This window comes from Sphingobium sp. TomTYG65 (assembly GCF_055395525.1).
Genome location: NZ_AP027330.1, coordinates 541,346 through 561,780 on the forward strand (window position 1 = coordinate 541,346; position 20,435 = coordinate 561,780).

A 20,435-nucleotide genomic window follows, 5' to 3' on the forward strand; every position below is an offset into this window, starting at 1 on the left:
TGGGGCGCATCCCGTCACTTGGCCGGCTGCTTCTTTCGCTGTCCGGCGAAGATTTGGCGGAATGTCGTTTTCCTCCCGCTCCCGGCCGGGGCAATGCGAGGAGACGCACGACTCATGACCGCCATCGGACAGGATACACTCGGCACGCGCGACACTTTGAATGTCGGGGGCAAGGACATTGCCTATTATTCGCTGAAGAAGGCCGCCGCCAAGCTTGGCGACGTTTCGCGTCTTCCCTTCTCGATGAAGGTGCTGCTGGAAAACCTGCTCCGTTTCGAAGATGGCGTGACCGTCACCACCGACGACATCAAGGCGATCGTCGATTGGCAGAATGACAAGGGCAAGGCCGAGCGCGAGATCCAGTATCGTCCGGCTCGCGTGCTGCTGCAGGACTTCACCGGCGTTCCCTGTGTGGTCGATCTGGCCGCCATGCGCGACGCGATGAACGCGCTGGGCGCGGACGCCAGCAAGATCAACCCGCAGGTTCCCGTCCACCTCGTCATCGATCACTCGGTCATGGTCGATGAATTCGGCACGCCCAAGGCGTTCGAGCAGAATGTGGAAATCGAATATCAGCGTAACATGGAGCGCTACGACTTCCTGAAGTGGGGCTCCAAGTCGCTCGCCAACTTCTACGCCGTACCCCCGGGCACCGGCATCTGCCATCAGGTGAACCTGGAAAATATCGCGCAGGCCGTCTGGTCGAGCGAAGGTCCCGACGGCGTCACGGTCGCCTATCCTGACACCTGCGTCGGCACCGACAGCCACACCACCATGATCAACGGCCTGGGCGTGCTCGGCTGGGGCGTCGGCGGTATCGAGGCTGAGGCTGCGATGCTGGGTCAGCCCGTCTCCATGCTGATTCCCGAAGTGGTCGGCTTCAAGTTCACCGGCACGCTGAAGGAAGGCGTGACCGCCACCGACCTCGTCCTCACCTGCACCCAGATGCTGCGTGCACGCGGCGTGGTCGGCCGTTTCGTCGAATATTTCGGCCCCGGTCTTGCCTCGCTGAGCCTCGCGGATCGTGCGACCCTGGCCAACATGGCGCCCGAATATGGCGCGACCTGCGGCTTCTTCGGTATCGACGACAAGACGCTGGATTATATGCGCCTCACCGGCCGCAGCGACGAAAATATCGCTCTGGTCGAAGCCTATGCGAAGGAGCAGGGCTTCTGGATCGACCCCGCCGTCGAGCCGATCTTCACCGATACGCTGGAACTGGACCTCGGCACCGTGGTGCCCAGCCTTGCAGGCCCCAAGCGTCCCCAGGACCGCGTCTCGCTGCCGGAAGTCGATGACGTTTTCAACGCCGACATGGAAAAAGTCTATAAGAAGGCCCAGCAGCGCGTTGCTGTCGAAGGCAAGGACTTCGACATTGGCGACGGTGACGTCACCATCGCTGCGATCACCAGCTGCACCAACACTTCAAACCCCGGCGTTCTGGTTGCCGCCGGCCTCGTCGCGAAGAAAGCGAACGAGTTGGGCCTGAAGCCCAAGCCCTGGGTCAAGACCTCACTTGCCCCCGGTTCGCAGGTCGTCACCGACTATCTGGAAAAGGCCGGGCTCCAGTCGCACCTCGACGCCATCGGCTTCAACCTGGTCGGCTATGGCTGCACCACCTGCATCGGCAACTCGGGCCCGCTCGCTGAACCGATCAGCAAGGCGATCAACGATAATGGCCTGGTCGCTGCCGCCGTCATCTCGGGCAACCGCAACTTCGAAGGTCGCGTGTCGCCCGACGTGCGCGCCAACTTCCTGGCCTCGCCGCCGCTGGTCGTCGCTTATGCGCTGAAGGGCACGGTGATCGAAGATTTCATCACCACCCCGATCGGCACCAGCAAGGACGGTCAGGCTGTGTATCTGAAGGATATCTGGCCGACCAACGACGAAGTCGCCACCACCATGGCGGGCTGCATGGACCGTCAGATGTTCCAGGCGCGCTACGCCAATGTCTATAAGGGCGACGCCCACTGGCAGGCGATCGACGTCACCGGTTCGGACACCTACGCCTGGCGTGCCGGTTCGACCTATGTCGCCAACCCGCCTTATTTTGAGGGTCTGAGCATGACCCCGAAGCCCGTCACCGACATCGTCGAAGCCAAGCCGCTGGCGATCTTCGGCGACTCGATCACCACCGACCACATTTCACCGGCCGGCTCGATCAAGGCGACTTCGCCCGCGGGCAAGTGGCTGAGCGAGCATCAGGTCGCTCAGGCCGACTTCAACAGCTACGGCGCGCGCCGCGGCCATCACGAAGTCATGATGCGTGGCACCTTCGCCAACATCCGCATCAAGAACCTGATGCTGGACGGCGTCGAAGGCGGCATGACTCGCTATGAAGGCGAAGTGATGCCGATCTACGACGCGGCCATGAAGCACAAGGCGGACGGCACCTCGCTGGTCGTCATCGGCGGCAAGGAATATGGCACCGGATCGTCGCGCGACTGGGCGGCGAAGGGCACCAACCTGCTCGGCGTTCGTGCCGTGATCGTCGAAAGCTTCGAGCGTATCCACCGCTCGAACCTGGTGGGCATGGGCGTGCTGCCGCTGCAGTTCAAGAATGGCGAGAACAAGGACACGTTCGGCTTCACCGGCGATGAAACCTTCACCATCCAGAATGTCGCTGGCCTGAAGCCGCGCCAGGATGTAGAAGTTCAGGTCAAGCGCGCTGACGGTTCGACCTTCACCTTCACCGCACTCTGCCGCATCGATACCGTCAATGAACTGGAATATTTCATGAACGGCGGCATCCTTCAGTACGTCCTGCGCAAGCTGGCGGCCTGATCGGCTGACGAATTGAAGTAAGAAGAAGGGCCGTCTCCCCGCAGGAGGCGGCCTTTTTTATAGGTTCCATCCCGGCAAAGGGAGGAAGGAGAGGGATCGCGGTGACGATTTTGGTCGAACTTGTCGGCTGGCTTGGCGCGTTGCTGGTGCTGGGGGCTTATATACTGGTTTCGACTGGCCGCCTGTCCGGCAGTTCCGCCGCCTTCCAGTGGATGAACATCCTCGGCGCGAGCTTCTTCATTGTTAATACCTGGTGGCATGGCGCGATCCCGTCGATGGTGCTGAACATCGTCTGGGGCGCGATCGGTGTCGCGACGCTCTGGCGCACTCGCCGGGGCAAGTCGGCGGGGGTCCGATAGGAAGAGTATCGCTTCGCCAAGAAAGGCTGGGGTAGCGATCGCCGCTGCAATTGGTTAGTCAGGCGCTCAGCAATGAAAAAAGCACTGATTGTCCGTCATGTGCCGCGAGAGGGAGCGGCAGGCTTTCTCCAGCCGATCGAAGCCGCGGGCTATGAGATCGAGCGGATCGATGTCGCCAGCCCCGAATTCGATCATGTCGATCTGTGTACGCCCGATCTGCTCATCATGATGGGCGGTCCCATGGGCGTCTATGAACATGACCTTCATCCCTGGATCCCCGTTCAGATCGGCAAGCTCGCCGCGCGGCTGGAGCAGGATCTGCCGACGCTGGGCGTGTGCCTTGGCAGTCAGATGATCGCGGCCGCGCTGGGTGCGCGCGTCTATCCGGGCGGGTCCATGGAACTGGGTTTTGCGCCGGTGACGCTGAACGGGGCCGGGGCCGCTTCGCCGCTCCGCCACCTGCAGGATGTGCCAGTGCTGCACTGGCACAGCGATACGTTCGAACTGCCACGCGGCGTCGAGCTACTGGCTTCCACATCGGCTTATGAGCATCAGGCGTTTCGGCGCGGCCGCAATCTGCTGGCGCTGCAATTCCATGCGGAAATGGGTGAAGACCCGCGCTTTGAGGATTGGCTGACCCACTTCTGGGCCGATCTCGACATCGCCCGGCAGTGCGGCGTCGCACTCCGACGGGACCATGATGAACATGGGTCGGGCGCGGTTGCGGCAGGGCGGGCGATGATCGGCGACTGGCTGGCCCAGTTGCACGACTGAGCCGACGCAGCAGCGGCTTTCAGAACTCTATGTCGAGTTCCTCTACCTCGTCAGGCTCCTTGCGCGCCTCATCGATCCACTCGCGCATCAGGTCCCAGCTGTTGATCGTGTTGCAATAGGCAGCCGTCTTGTCCGACAGCTTGACCGCATAGGTAAGGAAGCGCTGTGCAACCGGCGCGAACATGGCGTCGGCAACGGTGGGGCTGTCCCCGAACAGCCATGGTCCGCCATAGGTTGCGAGACATTCCGTCCAAATCGCCTCGATGCGTTCAATGTCCGGCTTGGCGCCCGAGAAGATCGGAAATTTATCGTGGCGCACCTTGAGGTTCATGGGCAGCGCCGACCGCAGGTTGGCGAAACCGGAATGAATTTCGCCTGAGACCGACCGGCAATGGGCGCGCGCTATGCGGTCCTTCGGATACATGCCTGCGTTGGGATAAAGCTCATGCAGATATTCCGCGATTGCCAATGTGTCCCAAACGCTTGCGCCCTCATGGGTCAGGCGGGGCACCAGCACAGACGGGGAAAGCAGCAGAAGCTCCGCGCGGTTTTCCATGTTTTCCAGCGCAACCATCTTCTCCACGACGCGCAGTCCGGCGAGGCGGCAGAGCAGCCAGCCCCGGAGCGACCATGACGAATATGTCTTGCTCGATATGGTCAATTCCGCTGCGGCCATGATGATCCTCCCACTTTATTCTTATCTTCCATCAAACATTGATGCGGTGCAATACGCAAAAGCAGTATAAATGAACGCTGAGGGCCGAATCGGCCGGGGGAACATTTTGGATCACCACTCATATTATGATGATGCTGTATAACGGGTACCAAGCTCTGGAAGACATGCTGGCCCCGGCCCGCTTCGGTGCAGAGCTAGCCTTGGGGCTCCGGGATAAAATGGGTCCTATGGCGGACCTTCCCATGCCCCGCCGGATGTTCGCGCTGATGGATGTGTTCCAAGGCGCCAGGTTGACCCACAAGCGGCCTGCTTATGGCATCGACCAGGTTCGCAGCGGCAATGCCATTGTTGCGGTGCGGGAAGAGGTGCTGCTCGACCTCCCATTCGGCAACCTGCTTCACTTTGCGAAGGATGAAGTCGAAACGGAACAGCCGCGTGTCCTGCTGGTCGCGCCGATGTCCGGTCATTTCGCGACATTGTTGCGCAGCACGGTTCGTACTCTGCTCCGTGACCATGACGTCTATATCACCGACTGGAAAAATGCGCGCGACGTGCCGCTGTCGGCGGGTAAATTCGGCTTCGACGACTATGTCGATTATGTGATCACTTTCTTTCAGGAGATGGGGCCGGGCGCGCATATGCTGTCCGTCTGCCAGCCCTGCGTCCCGGCTTTCGCCGCCGTCGCGCTGATGGCGGAGGACGGCGATGCCGCAACCCCGCGGTCCATGACGCTGATGGGGGGGCCTATCGATCCGCGCGCAGCGCCCACTGTGGTCAACGAATTGTCCAACGAGCGGCCGATCGACTGGTTCGAAAATCATCTGATCACGCGAGTGCCGCTGCGCTATCGCGGCGCAGGGCGAAAAGTCTATCCCGGCTTCCTGCAACTGTCCGCCTTCATGTCGATGAACCTGGAGCGCCATGGAGCCCAGCACCGGGAGCTGTATCAGCTGCTCGCCGACGGGAAGGACGCGGAAGCGGCGAAGATCAAAAGCTTCTATCAGGAATATTTCGCTGTTCTCGATATGACCGCCGAATTTTACCTGGAAACCGTCGACCGTGTGTTCCAGCGCACTTTGCTGGCCAAGGGCGAGCTGAAGCATCGCGACCGGCCGGTTAATCCGGGTGCGATCCGAAAGACTGCGTTGCTCACCGTGGAAGGGGAGAAGGACGACATTTGCGCGGTCGGCCAAACGGCTGCCGCGCATGCGCTGTGCACTGGCCTGCGGCCGCATCTCAAGCGCCACCATCTGCAGATTGGGGCAGGCCATTACGGCGTCTTTTCCGGCAGTAAGTGGGAAAAGGAAGTATTTCCGCAGGTGCGCAACATGATCCTGGCGATGAATTAACCCTTCTTGTCAGGTTCCGGCGAGTTGCTTAACCCCTTGTTGGAAGGGGATCAGGCGCCGGACAAACCTTAGCCATCCCGAAGTGAGAGGATGGCGACATGATCCTGCTATCGCAGCCTACGGTAATCGTCGAAGGGCTGAACCTTCCGGAATGTCCGCGCTGGCGCGACGGCATGCTCACCTTCTCCGACATAACGGCTGGCCGCATCCATAGGATGGGCATTGATGGGCAGGCGAAGCTTGTCCATGAGGAACCGGACGATTTCATCGGTGGGTTGGGGTTTCTGCCGAACGGCGATTTGCTGGCCGTTCTGTCGAAGCAGCGCAAGCTGCTGCGCATAGGCTCTCAAGGGGCGACAGACTATGCGGATTTGAGCGGCCTTTGCCGCTTTGTCCTCAATGACATGGCCGTTCATGCGGGCCGGGCCTATGTCAGCCAACCCGGCTTCGACATCTGGGCCAATGAAGCCAAGGGCATGCCCGATACAACCGACATCATCCTGGTGCAGCCCGACGGCGCTGCTGCAATCGCCGCATCCGGCATGATGTCGCCTAACGGCATGGCGATCAGTCCTGACGGGGGGACGCTTTATGTGGCGGAATCCACGGCAATGCGGATCACCTGCTTCGACATCGACCCTGAAAGCGGCGCTCTATCCAACCGTCGCCTGTTCGGTTCACTGCCTGAAGGCGGGATACCGGATGGCATCTGCCTGGATGATGAGGGTGCGGTGTGGATCGCCAATCCGGTGGCGTATAGCGATGGCCAATTGCGTGCGGGCCTGGGCGTGGTTCGCATGGCGCCTGGCGGGGAACTGACGCATCGGGCGCCAGTCGCCGATGGGCGTCGGGCGCTGGCCTGCGCCCTTGGCGGCGGGGAGGGCGAAACGCTCTATATCTGCACGGTGCCCGAGTTCCACGGCCCGGCCGCTTTCTCCTTAGGCGAGGGGCGGCTGGAGAAGGTCTCCCTGAACATGTGACACGCCTTCGACGGTCGAAGTTACTCCTCAGGCTGCGTCCAGATCCATGTGCCGCCAATCAGAGCGGCGGCTATCGGGATCAGAAACCACGGAAAGGGAGCAAGGAACAGCGCCAATAGCGTGCTGAAGGCGAAGGCTGCGAGCGCTGCTCGCTTCCCCCGGCGGCTGATCGCGCCACGTTCACGCCATCGGCGAATATGTGGCCCGAAATGTCGGTGATCCAGCAGCCGAGCTTCCAGCGCAGGATTCGACCGGGCAAAGAAGAAGGCCGCCAAAATCATGAATGGCACCGTCGGCAGCAACGGCAGGAAGATGCCGACCGCCCCAAGCGCGAGCGCAAGGAACCCGCCCGTCAGATAGAGACTCCGCCGCATCAGGCCGCCGGAAGGCGAAGCCGAACCAGCAGCCCGCCTAAATCTTCGCTTTCCTCCATCGCGACCGACCCGCCGTAAATTTCCGCCACGTCCCGAACGATCGCCAGCCCAAGCCCGGTGCCGGGCTTCCCTGAATCCAGTCGTACGCCGCGATCAAAGATGCGCGTCCGTTCTTCTGGCGGGATGCCCATGCCGTCATCCTCCACCATTATTTCCACCATGGCGCCAGCACGGCTGACCGTCGCGAAGACGCTGCCGCCGCCATATTTCGCAGCGTTTTCGATGAGATTGCCGAGCATTTCGTCCAGATCCTGGCGCTCGACCCGGACGATGGCTTCCTTGTCGCCGTCCATGTCGATGCGGGTATCGGGATAGAGGCGCTGTACCGCGCGTTCCACCGCCTGCAGGCTGACCCAGACCTCCGCTCGGCTCTGCGCCGCGCCACGCCGTCCGACCGCCCGTGCGCGGGCCAGGTGGTGATCAACCTGCCGGCGCATCGTCGTCGCCTCGCGGATGACGGTTTCGCCCAGATCCGGCGCCTGCGCCGTCGCCGCATTCATGATCACCGTCAGCGGGGTCTTGAGCGCATGGGCGAGATTGCCTGCGTGGGTTCGCGCCTCTTCGGCCTGTCGCTCATTATGGGCGAGGAGGGCGTTCAATTCCTCCACCATGGGAAGCACTTCGGCGGGCATGGGGTCGGTGACGCGGCTCTTTTCCCCTGTGCGCATGCGCACGATTTCCTTGCGCACGCGGCGCAGCGGCCGCAGGCCGTAGAGAGTCTGGAGCGTCGTCAGCACGATCAGCCCCAGCGCCAGCAAAGCGAAACTCTGTGTCAGCGTCGATCGCAGCGCCCGGATCTGATCGTCCAGCCCCGCACGCGCCGCCGCGACCATGAACATCCAGCGGGTGTCAGAGCCGGGCAGTACGATCGTCCGCTCCATGACGCGCAGGTCTTCGCCCGGAAACTGTTTGCTGTCATAGGCGTGGAAGGTGCGGTCGTCATGTTCGGGCAGAACCCGCAGCGCGCGATCCCAAAGCGATCGCGACCGCCAGTCCTCATGCCCCTTTGCGCTGATCTGATAATAAAGCCCGCTATTCGGCTCCAGGAAGCGCTGGTCGGCGAGGGGGCGGTTGAACAACACTTCACCGTCCGGCCCGATCTCGGCGGAGGCGATCATGGCGGTCAGCACATAGTTGAGGCCATCGTCGAAATTGCGCGTAATCGCCGCCGACAGAACCCGGTCGAGCGCCAGCCCGCCGCCCAACAACAGGACGCTGATCCACAGCGCCGCAATGCCGATCATGCGGCGGCTCAGCGACCCCGTGGAATGGACGGAGGGAGAGGCGGTGGGTTCGGATCGCGTCGCCATGGCGCTTTATGCCGGCCCCGGTCGCGTCGAACGGAGGTCCAGGGTGGTCAGCGTCCCGGCTCGTCCAGGCTGTAGCCCAGCCCGCGGATGGTCGTGATGACATCCGCGCCAAGCTTCTTGCGGATGCGCGTCACGAAGACCTCGATCGTGTTGGAGTCGCGATCGAAATCCTGATCGTAAATATGTTCGATCAGTTCGGTGCGACTGACCACCTTGCCCTTATGGTGGAGCAGGTAGGACAGCAGCTTATATTCCTGCGCGGTGAGTTTTACGGGCTCGCCCTTCAGCGTGACCTTGCCCGAACGAGTGTCCAGCCGGACGTCGCCAGCCGTTAGTTCGCTCGACGCATTGCCCGAAGCGCGGCGGATCAGCGCACGCAGGCGGGCGATCAGTTCCTCGCTCTGGAACGGCTTGGCCAGATAATCGTCAGCGCCTGCATCCAGGCCCGCCACCTTGTCCGACCAGCTGTCGCGCGCCGTCAGCACCAGGACGGGAAAACCCCGGCCTTCCTTGCGCCAGCGGTCCAGCACCGTCAGCCCGTCGATGGTCGGCAGGCCAAGGTCCAGCACCACGGCGTCATAGCTTTCGGTGGTCCCCAGAAAGTGACCGTCCTCGCCATCGGTCGCGAGGTCCACGGCATAGCCCGCGCCTTCCAGCGTATTACGGAGCTGTTGCCCGAGGCTCGGTTCATCTTCGACGATCAGCAGACGCATATGGCCCCGTTTCTTTGTGTTTTACCCTTGGCGCGTCAGTGCGCCCAACCGGTTATATCGCCCGTGCGCCCGTCCGCATCAACCCAAACTACCTTGCCATCCTTCACATATTTCAGGCGATAGCGGTTGGAGGAAGGATTGAATTCCGCGCCCAGATAGGTCGCGCCGCCCATGGCGGCATCGACCCGGCGCTTGATCAGCGAGAAAGGCATGGTCTGCCCGTCGAGCATGGCGCGGCGTGCGGCATCCTGTTCCCCGCGCTGACCGGCCTCGGCATAAGATGGCGTGGCCGCCATCGCAGCGAGGGCGGCCAGACCGGTAATCAGAATGCTATGCTTCATCGTCATGTGGCATGCCATAGCGCCGAAGCATTGAACAGGTGGTGAATGGTGGCCTCAAAGCGGTGGTCCGACCGGGATCAGCGCTCCAACGCATATTGGACGGTCAAGGTGACAGACGATCCGACTTGACCCGGTTCGACCGGCGTCGCCTCCGCCGCATCGGCCTTGAACCGGGCCGCGACCATAGGCATCGGCGGGTTGCCGCCGCTATTGCTTTCCGAAATGGACACCAGCCGCGCCGAACGGTAACCGGCCGCCTGCGCGTAGAAATCCGCCTGCGCCTTAGCGCTCTTCAGCGCGGCGGCGCGTGCCTGAGCCAGCATGGGTGCAGGGTCTTCGATTGAGAAACTCGGCCCGTTCACATTGGTCGCGCCTGCCTCTACCAGCGTATCAAGCAGCGGCCCCACCTTCTTGATGTCATGCAGCTTGACGGTCAGCTGGTTTGACGCCTCGTACCCGATGAAGCGGGGCCCGGCGGGCTGCCCATCGCGGTTGCTATAGTCATATTGCGCGCTGAGATTGATGCCGCTGGTCTGGATATCCTTCTTGGCGATCCCGGCCTTCGCCAGTGTCGCGATCAGGCGGTCCATCTTCGCCGCATTGTCGCGCATCGCCTGCGTGGCCGTAGGCGCGCGCGTCTGCACGCCAGTGCCAACGACGGCGCGGTCGGGAGCCGCTTCTACCGTCTCCGTGACGTTGAGCGTGACGACCGGAGCCGTTTCGGCAATGGTGACGCTGGTCTGGGCAATCGCCGCTGCGGGGAGAGAGGCGGTGGCGAGGGCCATCATGGCCAAGGCGGACTTCATGAACTTATCTCCTTGGGAAAGCAGGCGTCCTGTTTGTAACGGCTGCGATGAATGGACGCTGACGGGCGTTGAAAGCCGTCGGACAGCTTCCGGTTCCACATGCTCTTGCCCCGGAGCGCTGGAAGTCCTAGCTGCACGGCCATGCCGGCACCCATATTCTCCTTCGAAAATCTCGGCCTTTCCCAGGGCTCCCACTGGCTTTTCCGCCATCTCGACATTTTTGTGGGAGAACGGGACCGGCTGGCGCTGATCGGCCGCAACGGTGCGGGCAAGACGACGCTGCTGAAGCTCATCGCGGGGCAGGTGGAGCCCGACGAAGGTACGCGCTCGGTCCGACCGGGCGCGCGAGTCATCATGCTGGAACAGGACCCGGAAGTCGCAGGCTTTGCGACGCTGCGGGACTTCGCGCTCGCCGGCCAATATGCGCCGCCCGCGCATGAGGTGGAGGCGATCGCCAGCCAGCTCGGCATCGACCTGTCGCGCGAAGCCGCGACCGCAAGCGGGGGCGAGCGCCGCCGCGCCGCGATCGCCCGCGCACTGGCGAGCGAGCCCGACCTGTTGCTGCTCGACGAGCCGACCAACCATCTCGACATTGACGCCATTGATTGGCTGGAAGGCTGGCTCGGACGTTATAACGGCGCTTTCGTGGTGATCAGCCACGACCGCGCCTTCCTGACCCGGCTGACCCGCCAAACGCTGTGGCTCGACCGGGGATCGATCCGCCGCAATGAGATCGGCTTCGGCGGGTTTGAGGACTGGATGGAAGCAGTCTATGCCGAAGAGGCTCGCGCCGCCGAAAAGCTGGACGCAAAGCTCAAGATCGAAGCGCATTGGCTACAGCGCGGCGTCACCGCCCGGCGCAAGCGCAACCAGGGGCGCTTGGCCAAGCTTTACGAAATGCGCGCCCAACGCGCCGCCATGGTAGGGCCGCAGGGCGTCGCGAAGATCGCCGTCGCTGCCGATGACAGCAAGACGAAGAGCGTCATCACCGCTGAACATGTGACGAAGAGCTTCGGCACGCGCACGGTCATCAAGGATTTCACCCTGCGCATCCAGCGCGGCGACCGCATCGGCATCGTCGGCGGCAATGGCGCGGGCAAGACGACGCTGTTGAAGCTGCTGACCGGCGAACTCGCGCCGGATTCCGGTGTGGTCAAGCAGGCAAAGTCGCTGGAGATGATCTTCATCGACCAGCAGCGCAGCCTGATGCAGCCCGACAAGCGTGTGCGCGACGTGCTCGCCGAAGGGGGCGACTGGATCGACGTCCGTGGCGTGCGCAAGCATGTCCATGGCTATCTCAAGGAATTTCTCTTCGACCCCTCACTGGCTGAAGCGCGGGTAGGCACCCTGTCGGGCGGTGAACGGTCCCGGCTGCTTTTCGCAAGGGAGTTCGCGCGCGAATCGAACCTGCTGGTGCTGGACGAACCGACCAACGACCTCGACCTCGAAACGCTGGACCTGCTGCAGGAAGTCATCGCCGATTATGACGGCACGGTTCTGATCGTCAGCCATGATCGCGACTTCCTCGACCGCACGGTGACGGTGACGCTCGGCCTCGACGGGTCAGGGCAGGTCGATGTGATCGTCGGCGGCTATGCCGACTGGGTGGCCAAGCGGCAGCCCAAGAGCGCGGCCAAGGCGGACAAGAAAGCGCCTGCCGCACCTCCGCCGCCCAGAACCGCCGCGACCAAGCTCAGTTACAAGGATCAGCGCGATCTGGACCTGCTGCCCAAGACCATCGAGGAACTGGAAGCAGCCATCTTGCGCGATGAGGAAGCGCTGGCGGACCCTGCTCTCTATACCCGCGATCCCAAGCGTTTCGCCGCGCTCACCAAGGCGATAGAGCAGGCGCGCGCGGACAAGGACGCGGCCGAGGAACGCTGGCTGGAACTGGCGGAAAAGGCCGAGGGGCTGAACGGCTGACAACAGGAGGGCGGAAAGGCATGGCGGCGGTGGAAGGATCAGCGACAGGCGCGCTGGAACAAGCGCAGGCACATCACGCCGTCCATTACGTAAATCGCGTGGGATGGCTCCGCGCCGCGGTGCTGGGCGCCAATGATGGCATCGTTTCCACCGCCAGCCTGCTCGCCGGCGTCGCCGCGTCGGGCGCTTCGCGGGACGCAATCCTCTTGTCCGGGATCGCGGCGCTGTTCGCGGGCGCCATGTCCATGGCAGCCGGGGAATATGTGTCGGTCAGCGCGCAGGCCGATACGGAACGGGCGGACCTCGCGAAGGAAAAACGAGCGCTTGCGCAGCAGCCCCATGTCGAATGGCAGGAGTTGCGCGATATCTACATCGAACGTGGCCTGACGCCTGAACTGGCGGGCGAAGTTGCGCGTCAGTTGATGGACGCCGATGCGCTCGCGGCCCATGCGCGGGATGAGCTGGGCATTTCGGACATCAGCACCGCGCGCCCGGTGCAGGCGGCGCTGACCTCCGCAGCCACCTTCTCGGCAGGGGCGCTGGCTCCGGTTCTTGCGGCGGTCGCCAGCCCTGCGCCTGCGGCGCTCATCGTGGTCGTCGCCACATCGCTGCTGTGCCTGGCGCTCCTGGGCTATGTCGGTGCGCGGCTCGGCGGTGGGAAGATGGGCCGCTCGGTCGGACGGGTGGTCTTCTGGGGCGTGCTGGCGATGGCGGTCACGGCGGGCGCAGGCAGGCTTTTCGGCGCGGCCATATGATGGCAAGGTCCGCGCCGTTCCAAAATTTCAAGGAGACGATGATGAGTGCGATCCAGCAAATTCCGCTGAAGACGATCAAGGGCGCCGACGCCAGCCTGGCTGACTATGCGGGCAAGGTGGTTCTGGCGGTCAATGTCGCCTCCAAATGTGGCCTTACCCCGCAATATGAAGGGCTCGAAAAGCTCTATCGCGATTATAAGGACAAGGGCCTGGTCGTCGCAGGCTTTCCTGCCAATGACTTCGGCGCGCAGGAGCCGGGCAGCAATGACGAGATTGCGACCTTCTGCACCACCAATTTTGGCGTCGATTTTCCGATGTTCGAAAAGATCGTCGTGACCGGCCCGGAAAAGCACCCGCTTTATGCGGCCCTCACCAGTGAGCAGCCCAAGGCGCAGGGCGAAGGCGACGCGTTTCGCGACAAGCTCAAGGGCTATGGCATGACGCCGACCGAAGAGCCCGAGGTGCTTTGGAACTTCGAAAAGTTCCTGATCGCCAAGGATGGCTCTGTCGCCGCCCGCTTCGCGCCCGCAACCACGCCCGACGACCCGGCGCTGGTGTCGGCGATCGAGGCTGAACTGGCCAAGTAAAGCTCGGGCGCCGCTATTCTGGTGTTGGCCTCTTCTAAGGCCGGTTGAACCGGAATAGCGGCGCCATCGTACGGACTGTTTCGCGCCGTCCCTCGACATGCAGCGGCTGTGGAGGCTAACTCGGCCCGATGACGCCCTCTGCGATCGCCCTTCATCAAATCGGCCCGGTGCTTGAATCCCTCAGCATCGTGGGAACCTTCGTCTTTGCAGCTTCGGGTGCGCTTGCCGCCGCGCGGTTGCGCCTGACGCTTGTGACCTTTGCCTTTTTCGCCCTGATAACGGGCGTGGGGGGCGGCACTCTCCGGGATTTGCTGATCGGGGCGCCGGTTTTCTGGGTGCATGATCCTGTCCCCGCCATCACCTGCATGATCGCGGCCCTGCTCGTCTGGTGCACGCCGCGCAGGCTCTGGAGCGACCGCGCGCTGGACTGGCTGGACGCGATCGGCCTTGCGGCCTTCGCTGTCTTCGGAGCCGCCAAGGCGATGAGCTACGGCATCCCGCCCTTCGTCGCCGCGATGATGGGTGTGGTCACGGGCTGCGTCGGTGGCATCCTGCGCGATCTGCTGGCCCATGAGCCATCGATCCTCCTGCGGCCCGAACTTTATGTAACTGCCGCGGCGCTGGCGTCGGGCTTGTTCGTTGTGTTGCACTGGTGGGGGCTTGATGTGCCGGTGGCCGGACTGATCGCCGCGCTCCTCGGCTTCCTGCTGCGCGCAGTCGCAATCTGGCGGGGACTTGGCCTTCCGGGCTATCGGGGGGAATGATCCAAGATTGGCTCATCCCCTGAAGGGGACTCACCCCCGCCAAAGACCTGCCAGCAGCGCCATCAACCCGCGCTCATCGCTCGCGCCAACCCGTCTCGGCGCGCCATATCCCCGGCACTCCAGACAATCCGCCCGCACGCCAGCCCCGGTCAGCAAGCCGCGCACATCGGCAATGGCCTGCATCGCCCAGCGGCGCTGGATCATCGCCTGTCGGCTCAGCATGTCACGCCCGCTGTCCGCATCCTCATCCTCGCGTTCCGTCATCGATTGGATGAATTCGGCGAATTTGTCGGGCTCCTTTTCAATCCGGTAGGCTTTCGCCTTGGCAGGATCGATCTTGGCGAGCTTCGCTGCTGCCGCGATCGCATCTTCAAGGCCGCCGAAGCGGTCGACCAGCCCGATCTGCCGCGCGGTGCCGCCGTCCCAAACGCGGCCTTGGGCGATGGCGTCGATCTGCTGCGGTGTTTTGCCCCGGGCCTTCGCGACCAAACCGACGAAGCGGCCGTAAATATCCTCGATTCCCATCTGCATGATGCGATCAAATTCGGGCGTCGTGCCCGCAGCAAGGTCGGGCTGGCCAGACAGAGGAGTCGTCCGCACGCCATCCGTCGTAACGCCGAGCTTGGCCAATGTTCCTTCGAAGCTCGGCAGGATGCCGAACACGCCGATGGAGCCGGTGATCGTGCCCCGTTCTGCGAAGATTCGGTCGGCAGGGGTGGAAATCCAATAGCCGCCGCTCGCCGCGACATTGCCCATCGATACGACGACAGGCAATCCTTCGCGCTTGGCCTCCATGATGGCTTGGCGGATCTTCTCCGACGCCATGACCGATCCGCCAGGCGAATCGACGCGCACCACCAGTGCTTTCAGGTCCTTTTCGGAAAGCGCCTTGTAGAGCAGGGCAGAGATCGTGTCTCCCGCTGCGCTGCCGGGGCCACCATCGCCATCAACGATGTCGCCCGCTACCGTGATGACGCCGATCTGACCATTATTGGCTGGGCGGTGCGCCTTGGCATAGGTGGGCAGGTCGATGCTGGCGAAGTCGCCTGCGCGCTCGTCCTCTGGTTCGCCCGCCACTTGCGCTACGCGCTCGCCAAAGGCGGCTTCATCGCCAAGCCGATCGACGAGACCCGCGCTTTGCGCCGCCTTGGCCAGGTTGCCGCGAGCGGCTTCCGCCGCGCCTGCAGGGTTGCCGGCGTAGGCGGCGAGCTTGGCTTTCGGCCGCGCGCGGGAGACTTCCTGCTGCCAATCCTGCCACAGCGCATCGGCGAGCGCCTGGTTGGCCTGGCGCGCTTCGGGCGACTGGTCGGATCGGATGAAGGGCTCGACGAAGCTCTTGTAGGTCCCAACCCGATACACATGGGTGTTGACGCCCAGCTTGTCGATCAGCCCTTTATAATAGAGGCCCGAGCCGCCGCGGCCCAAAATCGCCACGCCGCCCAGTGGATCGACCCAGGTTTCGCTGGCATGGGCGGCCAGCTGATAACTGTCGTCGCTATAGATGGTGGCGAAGGCGAAGACCGGCTTGTTCGCCGCGCGGACCGCATCCAGCGCCTTGCCGACGCGTGACAGCGCCACCTGGCCGCCGCCCAGAAAGCCGTCGAGGTTCAGGACGACGGCCTTGACCTTGCCATCGCTTTTCGCTGCTTCCAGCGCCGTGACAATGTCGGAAAGCCGATATTCCTTCGTCTCCTGCCCCGATCCGGTCAGCAGCGAAAAGGGATCGATCTCCGCAGGCTGTTCGACGATCGTGCCATCGAGCTTCAGCAGCAAAGCGCCGCTACTCACGCTGCGCGCGGGCTTTGGCGACCAGGACAAGGCGGCATAGAGCAGGCCGAAGAAGCCGAGCAGGAACAGCAGCACCAGCCCGTCCTTGATCGCGACCAATATGCGCCACACGCCCTTCACAAATGCCAAGTTGCCGGTTCCTTTTCCAGAAGTGCTTCGAGCTATCGCATCGGCGGACCGACTGCAATGTGGGGCGGCAGGCGGGGCGCACAAGCTTGCGCCTATGATTTCCCGCGCTATGGGAAGCGCCAACATTCGCTTAGTGCAGGAGAAGCGTTTCATGCCCACACTCGTTCTCGTCCGTCACGGCCAATCGGCTTGGAATTTGGAAAACCGCTTCACCGGCTGGTGGGACGTCGATCTGACGGAAAAGGGCGTGGAGGAAGCCCGCGCAGCCGGGCAGCTGCTGGCGGCGAAGGGTATGGATTTCGACGTCTGCTTCACTTCGGTCCAGACCCGCGCGATCAAGACACTGAACCTGGCGTTGGAGGAAATGGGCCGTCTCTGGCTCCCGGTCGAGAAGGACTGGCGCCTCAATGAGCGGCATTATGGCGGCCTCACCGGGCTCAACAAGGCGGAAACAGCCGCCAAGCACGGTGACGCGCAGGTGAAGATCTGGCGCCGCAGCTTCGACATCCCGCCGCCGGTGCTGGAGCCGGGCGGTGAGTTCGACCTGTCGAAGGACCGCCGCTACGATGGTATCGCCATCCCCTCGACGGAATCGCTCAAGGACACGATCGCCCGCGTTCTGCCCTATTGGGAAAGCCGCATCGTGCCGGAATTGAAGGCGGGCAAGCGCGTCCTCATTTCCGCGCACGGCAATTCGCTTCGCGCGCTGGTCAAGCATCTGTCGAACATTCCCGACGAGGAGATCACGGAGCTGGAAATCCCGACCGGCCAGCCGATCGTCTATGACCTGGCCGATGACCTGACGGCGAAGGACCGCTATTATCTGTCGGAGCGTTGAACCTTCCAAATCCAACATTGCCCCTTTCCGGTCCTGCCGCTAAGGGGCTTTGCTTTCCGCGCCATCAGGGGAAGTCAGGCGAATGACCGCTAAAGTCGGCATCATCATGGGATCGCGCTCCGATTGGGAGACGATGCGTCATGCGGCCGAGACATTGACCGCGCTCGGCGTGCCGCATGAATGCAAGGTGGTGTCGGCCCACCGCACCCCGCAGCGGCTTTACGATTATGCGACCGGCGCGGTTTCCCGCGGGCTCAAGGTCGTCATCGCTGGGGCAGGGGGCGCGGCTCACCTGCCGGGCATGGCGGCGTCGATGACGCGCCTGCCGGTGCTCGGCGTCCCAGTCGAATCCAAGGCCCTGAAGGGCATGGATTCGCTGCTGTCGATCGTGCAGATGCCCGGCGGCGTCCCAGTCGGTACGCTCGCCATCGGCAAGCCCGGCGCTATCAACGCGGCGCTGCTGGCCGCCTCGATCCTCGCCACCACCGACGATGCCCTGGCCGAACGGCTCGACATGTGGCGCGAAAAGCAGACCAACGACGTCGCGGAGACGCCCGAATAAGATGACGACCATCCCGCCCGGTTCCACCATCGGCATTCTTGGCGGCGGCCAGCTCGGCCGCATGATTGCGATCGCCGCGGCGCAGCTGGGCTATCGCACCCATATCTATGCGCCGGAAACGAGCGGCCCCGCCGCGGACGTTTCTCCGCGCTGGACCCAGGGCGCCTATGAGGATGCCGCCGCGCTCGCCGCTTTCGCCGAAAGCGTCGATGTCGTTACTTATGAGTTCGAAAATATCGACCCCTCGGCGGTCGAAGTGCTGGCCACCCACGGCCTGGTCCGCCCGGGCGCGCAAGCCTTGCGCGTCGCCCAGGATCGGCTGGCGGAAAAGAGTTTCGTCCGCGATCTGGGCGGCCTCACCGCGCCTTTCGCCTCGGTCGAGAGCCTGGACGATCTGGAGCAGGCGATCGCCACTATCGGCAGCCGCGCGATCCTGAAGACCAATCGCATGGGCTATGACGGCAAGGGCCAGGCGCGCCTCAACGAGCCCGGCGATGCAGTCGGCGCCTGGAACGCAATCGGCCGTCAAAGCGCGATCCTGGAAGGGTTCGTGACCTTCGAAGAGGAATTTTCCGTCATCCTCGCGCGTGGCGCGGATGGCGAAATCCGCTTTTGGGATTCGCCCGCAAACGTCCATGTCGATGGCATCCTGTCCACCTCCACCGCCCCCGCCGGCGATCGGATCGAGGCGCAGGTGGATGCGGCGCGTGCCTTGGCGGCGCAGGTCGCTGCAGCACTCGATTATGTCGGGGTGCTGACCCTGGAGTTTTTCGCCAGCGCAGACGGCCCGGTCTTCAACGAAATGGCCCCGCGCGTGCATAATAGCGGCCATTGGACGATCGAAGGCGCCCTCACCAGCCAGTTCGAAAACCACGTCCGCGCCATTTGCGGCCTGCCGCTGGGCGACACCGTCCTTGCCGCCAAACGCGTGGAAATGCGCAACCTGATCGGCGAAGAAGCCGATGCCTGGCGGACGATCCTGACCGATCCGACCGCTCATCTCCACCTCTACGGCAAGCATGAGGCGCGTCCCGGGCGCAAGATGGGTCATGTCACCCGGCTGACGCTGTGAGTGCAAAGCCGGAGATCGTCCTGGTCCTCGCCCGCGCCGACAATGGCGTGATCGGCAGGGATGGGGGGCTGCCCTGGCGGCTCCCGGCGGACCTGAAACATTTCAAGGCGCTGACACTCGGCCATCCGATGATCATGGGCCGCAAGACCTTCGACAGCCTGCCCGGTCTTCTTCCCGGCCGCCGCCACATCGTCCTCACCCGCGACCGGGGGTGGAGCAGTGAAGGCGCAGAGGTCGCTCATGACGTCGCGAGCGCGATCCGGCTGGCTGAAGCGCCGGTTGTCATGGTGATCGGCGGCGCGGAAATCCACCATCTCTTCCTGCCGCAGGCTGACCGCATCGAGCTTACTGAAGTTCATCTGGATGCACTCGGCGACGCGGCCATTCCCTATCCCGACGCCGCCGAATGGCAGGAGGCTGCCCGGCAGGATCATCCAGCACAGGGCGGCTATCCCGCCTACAGCTTCGTCACCTTCCGCCGCCGTACTGCGTCATGAAGCCGCATTGCCAGCGGCGGGGCGCGTCCCTATAGCCACCGCCATGGAGCGGCTTGAAAGCGGCGTCCCGATCCCCGCCCATCTGCGCGGGAGCATCATGGCGCTGGGGAATTTTGACGGATTTCACCTCGGCCATCAGGCTGTTGTCGGGCGGGCGGTCGCTCGCGCCCGGGCTGAAGGGCGTCCCGTAATCGTCGCCACCTTCGATCCCCATCCGATGCGCCTTTTCCGCCCGGACACACCCTGGTTCCGCCTGACCACCCTGGATCAGCGACAATCTCTCTTTGCCAGGGCGGGGGCGGACGCGATGCTCGTCTTCGCCTTCACCCGCCAACTCGCGGCGCTCGACGCTGAGCATTTTGTCGAATTGCTGGTTGAAGGCATGGGCGTCGCAGGCGTGGTCACGGGTCAGGATTTCACCTTCGGCCGCGGCCGCAGCGGCACGGTGGAAACCTTGGCGCAGCTTGGCGCGGCGAGGGGCATGAGTGCTGAAGCCGTTGCGCCAGTCACCGACGAGGGTGGTGAAGTCGTGTCGTCCAGCCGCATCCGCACTGCGCTCAAGTCCGGGGACTGCGCCACGGCCACGCGCCTGCTGACGCGGCCTTTCGCCATACAGGGGCTGGTGCAGCATGGCGACAAGCTCGGCCGCACCATCGGCTTCCCCACGGCAAATATCGACCTTGGCCATTATCTGCGCCCCGCCTACGGCATTTACGCTGTTCGCGGCCTCCTGCCCGATGGTCGCGTGCTGGACGGAGCGGCGAACCTCGGCGTGCGCCCCAGCTTCGATCCGCCCAAGGAATTGCTGGAGCCCCACTTCTTCGACTTCGCCGAAAGCCTCTATGACCAGTGCATCGAAGTGCAGCTGATCGACTATCTTCGGCCCGAGGCGAAATATGACGGGCTTGATGCCTTGACGGCGCAGATCGCGAAGGACTGTGAAGCGGCGCGGCAAATCCTTGCGGGAACGCCTCACCTCGCTTAATGCCCGCGC

At 63.5% G+C, this 20,435-nt stretch carries 21 protein-coding genes; 14 read left to right on the forward strand and 7 right to left on the reverse strand.

The window, feature by feature from the left end:
* Positions 1-114: 114 nt before the first annotated feature.
* The 3 genes from acnA (at position 115) to ACZ5Y5_RS02755 (ending at position 3,917) form a co-directional block, all read left to right on the forward strand.
* Positions 115-2,784, forward strand: a complete 2,670-nt coding sequence (acnA, locus tag ACZ5Y5_RS02745; protein ID WP_464809678.1) for an aconitate hydratase AcnA — start codon at positions 115-117, stop codon at positions 2,782-2,784.
* A gap of 101 nt (positions 2,785-2,885) precedes the next feature.
* Complete coding sequence (locus tag ACZ5Y5_RS02750) at positions 2,886-3,143, forward strand: CBU_0592 family membrane protein (protein ID WP_464809679.1); 258 nt, start codon at positions 2,886-2,888, stop codon at positions 3,141-3,143.
* 72 nt (positions 3,144-3,215) lie between these two features.
* Positions 3,216-3,917 carry a glutamine amidotransferase gene (locus ACZ5Y5_RS02755; RefSeq protein ID WP_464809680.1) on the forward strand — a complete coding sequence of 234 codons (702 nt, stop codon included), beginning with the start codon at positions 3,216-3,218 and terminating at the stop codon, positions 3,915-3,917.
* Positions 3,918-3,936: 19 nt separating this feature from the next.
* Here ACZ5Y5_RS02755 and ACZ5Y5_RS02760 read toward each other — a convergent pair whose 3' ends face one another.
* On the reverse strand, positions 3,937-4,593 hold the full coding sequence (locus ACZ5Y5_RS02760) for a glutathione S-transferase (RefSeq protein ID WP_464809681.1): 657 nt from the start codon (positions 4,591-4,593) through the stop codon (positions 3,937-3,939).
* A 125-nt stretch (positions 4,594-4,718) separates the two neighbouring features.
* On the opposite strand from ACZ5Y5_RS02760, the gene ACZ5Y5_RS02765 reads away from it, so the two are divergent.
* Together ACZ5Y5_RS02765 and ACZ5Y5_RS02770 are read left to right on the forward strand one after the other, a co-directional pair.
* Complete coding sequence (locus ACZ5Y5_RS02765; protein WP_464809682.1) at positions 4,719-5,942, forward strand: polyhydroxyalkanoate depolymerase; 1,224 nt, start codon at positions 4,719-4,721, stop codon at positions 5,940-5,942.
* A 98-nt stretch (positions 5,943-6,040) separates the two neighbouring features.
* Positions 6,041-6,922: an SMP-30/gluconolactonase/LRE family protein gene (locus ACZ5Y5_RS02770; protein WP_464809683.1), complete on the forward strand. Its 882-nt coding sequence runs from the start codon at positions 6,041-6,043 to the stop codon at positions 6,920-6,922.
* Positions 6,923-6,942: 20 nt separating this feature from the next.
* Here the strand turns inward: ACZ5Y5_RS02770 and ACZ5Y5_RS02775 are convergent, their stop codons facing one another.
* The 5 genes from ACZ5Y5_RS02775 to ACZ5Y5_RS02795 all read right to left on the reverse strand — a co-directional run bounded on the left by ACZ5Y5_RS02775 (position 6,943) and on the right by ACZ5Y5_RS02795 (position 10,526).
* Entirely contained in the window at positions 6,943-7,296 is a 354-nt protein-coding gene (locus ACZ5Y5_RS02775) for a YbaN family protein (RefSeq protein WP_464809684.1), read from the reverse strand.
* Positions 7,296-8,600, reverse strand: a complete 1,305-nt coding sequence (locus ACZ5Y5_RS02780) for a sensor histidine kinase (protein WP_464810451.1) — start codon at positions 8,598-8,600, stop codon at positions 7,296-7,298. Before ACZ5Y5_RS02780 ends, ACZ5Y5_RS02775 begins: the two co-directional genes overlap by 1 nt.
* Positions 8,601-8,713: 113 nt before the next feature.
* Positions 8,714-9,379: a response regulator transcription factor gene (locus tag ACZ5Y5_RS02785; protein WP_066524223.1), complete on the reverse strand. Its 666-nt coding sequence runs from the start codon at positions 9,377-9,379 to the stop codon at positions 8,714-8,716.
* A gap of 35 nt (positions 9,380-9,414) precedes the next feature.
* Positions 9,415-9,720 (reverse strand): hypothetical protein, encoded by a 306-nt coding sequence (locus tag ACZ5Y5_RS02790; RefSeq protein WP_464809685.1) that lies wholly within the window; start codon positions 9,718-9,720, stop codon positions 9,415-9,417.
* A 77-nt stretch (positions 9,721-9,797) separates the two neighbouring features.
* Entirely contained in the window at positions 9,798-10,526 is a 729-nt protein-coding gene (locus tag ACZ5Y5_RS02795; protein WP_464809686.1) for an SIMPL domain-containing protein, read from the reverse strand.
* 141 nt (positions 10,527-10,667) lie between these two features.
* On the opposite strand from ACZ5Y5_RS02795, the gene ACZ5Y5_RS02800 reads away from it, so the two are divergent.
* From ACZ5Y5_RS02800 to ACZ5Y5_RS02815, 4 genes are all read left to right on the forward strand, one after another.
* Positions 10,668-12,449: an ABC-F family ATP-binding cassette domain-containing protein gene (locus ACZ5Y5_RS02800; protein WP_464809687.1), complete on the forward strand. Its 1,782-nt coding sequence runs from the start codon at positions 10,668-10,670 to the stop codon at positions 12,447-12,449.
* Positions 12,450-12,469: 20 nt separating this feature from the next.
* Positions 12,470-13,204 (forward strand): VIT1/CCC1 transporter family protein, encoded by a 735-nt coding sequence (locus tag ACZ5Y5_RS02805; protein ID WP_464809688.1) that lies wholly within the window; start codon positions 12,470-12,472, stop codon positions 13,202-13,204.
* Between the two features lie 41 nt (positions 13,205-13,245).
* Positions 13,246-13,791, forward strand: a complete 546-nt coding sequence (locus ACZ5Y5_RS02810) for a glutathione peroxidase (protein ID WP_464809689.1) — start codon at positions 13,246-13,248, stop codon at positions 13,789-13,791.
* 128 nt (positions 13,792-13,919) lie between these two features.
* Complete coding sequence (locus ACZ5Y5_RS02815) at positions 13,920-14,555, forward strand: trimeric intracellular cation channel family protein (protein ID WP_464809690.1); 636 nt, start codon at positions 13,920-13,922, stop codon at positions 14,553-14,555.
* 30 nt (positions 14,556-14,585) lie between these two features.
* Here the strand turns inward: ACZ5Y5_RS02815 and sppA are convergent, their stop codons facing one another.
* On the reverse strand, positions 14,586-16,472 hold the full coding sequence (gene sppA / locus ACZ5Y5_RS02820; RefSeq protein WP_464809691.1) for a signal peptide peptidase SppA: 1,887 nt from the start codon (positions 16,470-16,472) through the stop codon (positions 14,586-14,588).
* A gap of 151 nt (positions 16,473-16,623) precedes the next feature.
* On the opposite strand from sppA, the gene gpmA reads away from it, so the two are divergent.
* The 5 genes from gpmA (at position 16,624) to ACZ5Y5_RS02845 (ending at position 20,426) form a co-directional block, all read left to right on the forward strand.
* Entirely contained in the window at positions 16,624-17,310 is a 687-nt protein-coding gene (gene gpmA / locus ACZ5Y5_RS02825; protein WP_464809692.1) for a 2,3-diphosphoglycerate-dependent phosphoglycerate mutase, read from the forward strand.
* An 82-nt stretch (positions 17,311-17,392) separates the two neighbouring features.
* Positions 17,393-17,872, forward strand: a complete 480-nt coding sequence (purE, locus tag ACZ5Y5_RS02830) for a 5-(carboxyamino)imidazole ribonucleotide mutase (protein ID WP_464809693.1) — start codon at positions 17,393-17,395, stop codon at positions 17,870-17,872.
* 1 nt (position 17,873) lies between these two features.
* Entirely contained in the window at positions 17,874-18,944 is a 1,071-nt protein-coding gene (locus ACZ5Y5_RS02835) for a 5-(carboxyamino)imidazole ribonucleotide synthase (RefSeq protein WP_464809694.1), read from the forward strand.
* Positions 18,941-19,441 carry a dihydrofolate reductase gene (locus ACZ5Y5_RS02840; RefSeq protein WP_464809695.1) on the forward strand — a complete coding sequence of 167 codons (501 nt, stop codon included), beginning with the start codon at positions 18,941-18,943 and terminating at the stop codon, positions 19,439-19,441. The genes ACZ5Y5_RS02835 and ACZ5Y5_RS02840 overlap by 4 nt, the downstream gene beginning before the upstream one ends.
* 43 nt (positions 19,442-19,484) lie before the next feature.
* Positions 19,485-20,426 carry a bifunctional riboflavin kinase/FAD synthetase gene (locus ACZ5Y5_RS02845; protein ID WP_464809696.1) on the forward strand — a complete coding sequence of 314 codons (942 nt, stop codon included), beginning with the start codon at positions 19,485-19,487 and terminating at the stop codon, positions 20,424-20,426.
* The last annotated feature ends 9 nt before the right edge of the window (positions 20,427-20,435 follow it).

Coding starts and splice junctions, on each gene's coding strand:
- acnA (WP_464809678.1), top strand. CDS start 115: ATGACCGCCATCGGACAGGATACACTCGGCACGCGCGACACTTTGAAT.
- ACZ5Y5_RS02755 (WP_464809680.1), top strand. CDS start 3,216: ATGAAAAAAGCACTGATTGTCCGTCATGTGCCGCGAGAGGGAGCGGCA.
- ACZ5Y5_RS02760 (WP_464809681.1), bottom strand. CDS start 4,593: ATGGCCGCAGCGGAATTGACCATATCGAGCAAGACATATTCGTCATGG.
- ACZ5Y5_RS02765 (WP_464809682.1), top strand. CDS start 4,719: ATGATGATGCTGTATAACGGGTACCAAGCTCTGGAAGACATGCTGGCC.
- ACZ5Y5_RS02770 (WP_464809683.1), top strand. CDS start 6,041: ATGATCCTGCTATCGCAGCCTACGGTAATCGTCGAAGGGCTGAACCTT.
- ACZ5Y5_RS02775 (WP_464809684.1), bottom strand. CDS start 7,296: ATGCGGCGGAGTCTCTATCTGACGGGCGGGTTCCTTGCGCTCGCGCTT.
- ACZ5Y5_RS02780 (WP_464810451.1), bottom strand. CDS start 8,600: ATGATCGGCATTGCGGCGCTGTGGATCAGCGTCCTGTTGTTGGGCGGC.
- ACZ5Y5_RS02785 (WP_066524223.1), bottom strand. CDS start 9,379: ATGCGTCTGCTGATCGTCGAAGATGAACCGAGCCTCGGGCAACAGCTC.
- ACZ5Y5_RS02790 (WP_464809685.1), bottom strand. CDS start 9,720: ATGAAGCATAGCATTCTGATTACCGGTCTGGCCGCCCTCGCTGCGATG.
- ACZ5Y5_RS02795 (WP_464809686.1), bottom strand. CDS start 10,526: ATGAAGTCCGCCTTGGCCATGATGGCCCTCGCCACCGCCTCTCTCCCC.
- ACZ5Y5_RS02800 (WP_464809687.1), top strand. CDS start 10,668: ATGCCGGCACCCATATTCTCCTTCGAAAATCTCGGCCTTTCCCAGGGC.
- ACZ5Y5_RS02805 (WP_464809688.1), top strand. CDS start 12,470: ATGGCGGCGGTGGAAGGATCAGCGACAGGCGCGCTGGAACAAGCGCAG.
- ACZ5Y5_RS02810 (WP_464809689.1), top strand. CDS start 13,246: ATGAGTGCGATCCAGCAAATTCCGCTGAAGACGATCAAGGGCGCCGAC.
- ACZ5Y5_RS02815 (WP_464809690.1), top strand. CDS start 13,920: ATGACGCCCTCTGCGATCGCCCTTCATCAAATCGGCCCGGTGCTTGAA.
- gpmA (WP_464809692.1), top strand. CDS start 16,624: ATGCCCACACTCGTTCTCGTCCGTCACGGCCAATCGGCTTGGAATTTG.
- purE (WP_464809693.1), top strand. CDS start 17,393: ATGACCGCTAAAGTCGGCATCATCATGGGATCGCGCTCCGATTGGGAG.
- ACZ5Y5_RS02835 (WP_464809694.1), top strand. CDS start 17,874: ATGACGACCATCCCGCCCGGTTCCACCATCGGCATTCTTGGCGGCGGC.
- ACZ5Y5_RS02845 (WP_464809696.1), top strand. CDS start 19,485: ATGGAGCGGCTTGAAAGCGGCGTCCCGATCCCCGCCCATCTGCGCGGG.